At 37.7% G+C, this 3,749-nt stretch carries 3 protein-coding genes; 1 reads left to right on the top strand and 2 read right to left on the bottom strand.

Annotated features, from left to right (window positions below):
• Positions 1-133: 133 nt before the first annotated feature.
• Complete coding sequence (locus AC1DSB_RS16050; protein WP_477587098.1) at positions 134-1,369, top strand: polysaccharide deacetylase family protein; 1,236 nt, start codon at positions 134-136, stop codon at positions 1,367-1,369.
• A gap of 67 nt (positions 1,370-1,436) precedes the next feature.
• On the opposite strand, the gene AC1DSB_RS16055 is transcribed toward AC1DSB_RS16050, so the two are convergent.
• Together AC1DSB_RS16055 and AC1DSB_RS16060 are read right to left on the bottom strand one after the other, a co-directional pair.
• On the bottom strand, positions 1,437-1,967 hold the full coding sequence (locus AC1DSB_RS16055; RefSeq protein WP_477532288.1) for a divergent PAP2 family protein: 531 nt from the start codon (positions 1,965-1,967) through the stop codon (positions 1,437-1,439).
• Positions 1,968-2,194: 227 nt separating this feature from the next.
• On the bottom strand, positions 2,195-3,265 hold the full coding sequence (locus tag AC1DSB_RS16060) for an S-layer homology domain-containing protein (RefSeq protein WP_477587099.1): 1,071 nt from the start codon (positions 3,263-3,265) through the stop codon (positions 2,195-2,197).
• Between the last annotated feature and the right edge of the window lie 484 nt (positions 3,266-3,749).

The following is a 3,749-nucleotide window of genomic DNA, read 5'->3' on the forward strand; positions in this document are numbered from 1 at the left end:
CTATATCCCCAATATATCTTTCCTAATCTATTATTTTTTTATTAAATTGTAATATTAATGACTTTTTTTCCATAAATTATATCTTATTATCATTATTACTATTATACTAAAATAAAAACACATAATTAGGAGTTTGGACATCATTAAATTAAATATCAGTCACTTCACTATCGTTTTGCTAGTATTTATTATACTGTTTTGTAATCCTTTTGAATCAAAAGCACAAGAATCACTTTCACAGGGTATCAAACCGTTATTCAATATCGGTGGATATGTACATATGGGCAATGAAAAAATGGGTTTTGCGACGTTTATGAAAGGACAAACATACTACATAGAGTCAGAGGATGAAAAATTTTATCACGTTTCATTTGGTAATGGATTTGTTAATGTAGATAAAAATCATGCTGAAAAAGTAGAGTTCCCAAATAAACAAGTTTTAGAAAAAGGTACATCTTCTGTCATCGCAAAGAATAGACTTGTGGTTTTTTCACAACCTAAAAGCTCACCTTCACTGGGATATGTGAATTCTAATGTTCGCATACCTATCATTAAAGAGGACAAAGAGTTTTATGAAATTAATTTCGGTGGTTCAAAAGGATATATCAAAAAGTTGCAAACACGCACAGATAATGGCATTCCTGTGTTGATGTATCATCACATGATGCATGACAAAGCTCAATCTAATCAAGCTTTTAATAATATGACGATTGAATACAAGCAATTTGAGGATCAAATGCGCTACTTGAAAGAGAATAAGTGGAAAACAATATCCATGCAGCAACTTGATGATTGGCTGACTTATCAAACGAACCTTCCTGAAAAAGTCGTTGCCATTACGTTTGATGATGGAATAACCTCAACTGTGGACTTAGCGTATCCTCTGTTAAAAGATTTGGACTTTCATGCTACGTCATTCGTTATTACAGGAAAAATTCGGCAATCTTCAGATTACTGGATCGCTAGTGATTTGCAATATGTAGGGTTAAAAGAAATTAGAGAAACTTCCGATGTATATGACTACCAACATCATTCCAATGACATGCACCTATACAAACCTGGTGCTAGATCGGGCATGTACACAACGGAATCTTATGACGCAATCTTAAAAGATATTCAAAAGGGCACTGCCCAATTGGGAAAAGCATTTTCAAATGACCTTCTCAGAACAAAATATCTTGCCTACCCATTTGGTCATTACAATCAAACGACCATACAAGCTGCTTATGATGCAGGCATACGAATGGCGTTTACGACCGTGACGGGAAATGTAAAATTAAATGACTCTCCATACGAATTGAAAAGACAAGGCATAGCTCCCTATCATTCGATGAAAGACTTCATTCAAAAACTAGAAGGCACCTATTAAAATTTTATGATAAACACAAAAAAGGCAGCCGGTAATTCGGCTGCCTTTGCAATTTATATTATTCAAATCAATCCCAGGAAACGCGGTCTGCTCCTTCCAAGCGATGTCCATATTTACGTTTTTTCCGTCGCTCATCATTCTCAAACTTCGCTGCAATAAGACCATAAGCGACTCCAAATAATGCGCCACCCAGTACTTCAATCGGTTGATGGCCAAGTAGTTCTTTAAGCTCACCTTCACGCTCGGTGTACTGGAAACTTGGATAATCACCAGAAAATGCGACCAATTCATCTTCTAAATCATTTACCAGTTGTGCAATCTCACCCGTATGACGACGAATTCCTTGCGCATCATACATAACGATAAAGCCAAAAACGACGGCAAGAGCTGTTTCAGTATGGCGAGTTCCTTTATTCGCTGCAACGTAAGAAGCAAGTGCCGCTACTCCAGCTGAATGTGAACTCGGCATGCCACCCGTCTGAAACAATGGTCGCCAATCCCATACACCTGTATTTTTCTTATGTGTAATAACCTTTAACCCTTGCGCAACGCCAATGGCAGATAGTGCCGTAACGATTCCACGATTCATTTTTTTCATTCTCATCACCCTCAGCTCTTTTATTGTTGAAAATGCTTTTAAATATTTTCTTCTTCCTTTTATTACCCCACTTGCTCATTTTTATTCTAATATTTTTTGGAAAGAAAAAATCCAGCAAAAAAATCTGCTGGATTTCTACTAACTCTATATTAGTTTTAACACCTTACTTTCATTCAACTGCAAAGTAGATTTTTTTTCAACACATATAGAAGTCCTTTTCAAATATGTTATCTAGATAATAAAGAGATGACCCACGTGAATGAACCGTCCATTTCCTGTGCAACTCCTACGCCYATTTCTTTGCGACTTGCGTCATACAAAGAAGGTTCATTGATTGCCTGAGACAATATTTGTTGTAATGCAGATTCCACTGAGCCATTTGCATAACGCTCACTATAATCTCCGTTTAGTTTCTCTCCATATTTATCTTCATAAAATTTATATATGTCCATGACTCTCTCATCAGATGGATATTTAGCCATCGCTCTAATTTTCAAACCAGCCATATCCTGTAAACGCTCATTTAAAACGATTGGTTCATACCCCTTTTTTATACGGGCATTGTTAATCAACGCAATCATTTCAGTTTCCATTGCATTCAATTGTTGTTCTGTCAGCCATGTCGGTTTCACCCGCTGCAGAGTGTCCGGGTCGTAATGAACATATTCCATATACATTGGGTWAAATTCTTTGTTTACTGTTCGTCCAAGGAATCCTGCAAACTCTTGTCGGGTAATTTTTGCATAGGGCTTAAAGTACAAATTTTCATAGCCAAATGATATTCCGCCATTGAATAACGCATCGATTTCCTTCTTCCCAGTTGTAGTTGAAGAAACATCTTTAAAAGGAATGTCCCTACGATCTAGCGGAATATCATACGCACGTGCCAATATGATGGCCATTTCCGCACGAGTCAAGGAACCACTCGGATCAAAATAGCGTGTACCATCCTTGGCCACTTTCCCTTGAATCACACCTTGTTCAACAGCTGCAGCTACTTCTGTATAAAAACCGTCACCTTTTTTAAAATCCGTAAAGCCTGGATCCTTAGCACCATCCCATCGTATGYCAAGTTCTCGGATAATCATTACTGTAGCTTCTGCTCTTGTGACAGTTGCATTGACTCCAAACGTTCCATTGCTATAGCCTTTGGCAACATTACGCTCAGCCAAATAATTAATTTCATGCTCAAAACGTGGTCCGACGTCCGAAAACTTTCCAGATGCCCCTGCAGATAGTGGCAAGACAAGCGACAAAGACAATGCCGATAAAGCGATTTTCCATTTCCACTTTTTCAACGTTATAACCTCCATTATTCGTTTATGTTGGAAGAGAAATCACCGAGAATGTCATTAAAATCCCCTAATTCCTAAACCTTCCATCAGAAGTATATAGGAAATTTCACTATAAATGGCAGGGATCATCCAAAACCATCCCTTATACCTAGACATTTCTTTGATTCCCCCATTTAATTAGGATTGCACGCTTCGCTTTCCAATCTTTACTGTTGGCGTAATGTTTCACTTAATCATCCTACTTCTAAGTTGACAGAACGGATCTCCAGTTTGCACAATACCTTATCATCAAAAATGAGAGAAACGACATGGTCGCTTCTCTCATCCTCACTTCTTATAAATAAACCCTAAACGCTTCATACCCGAAATACACCGAAAGAACCGACAGTGCAGCGAGCACGAGTGATTCCACTGTGCCACCTGTTTTAGTCGTCAATGGAAATCGTACACGTATTTTGAATGGAAATAGCAACTTAATGCCATTACG

It is taken from the genome of Paenisporosarcina sp. P4_E4_2, assembly GCF_056401595.1.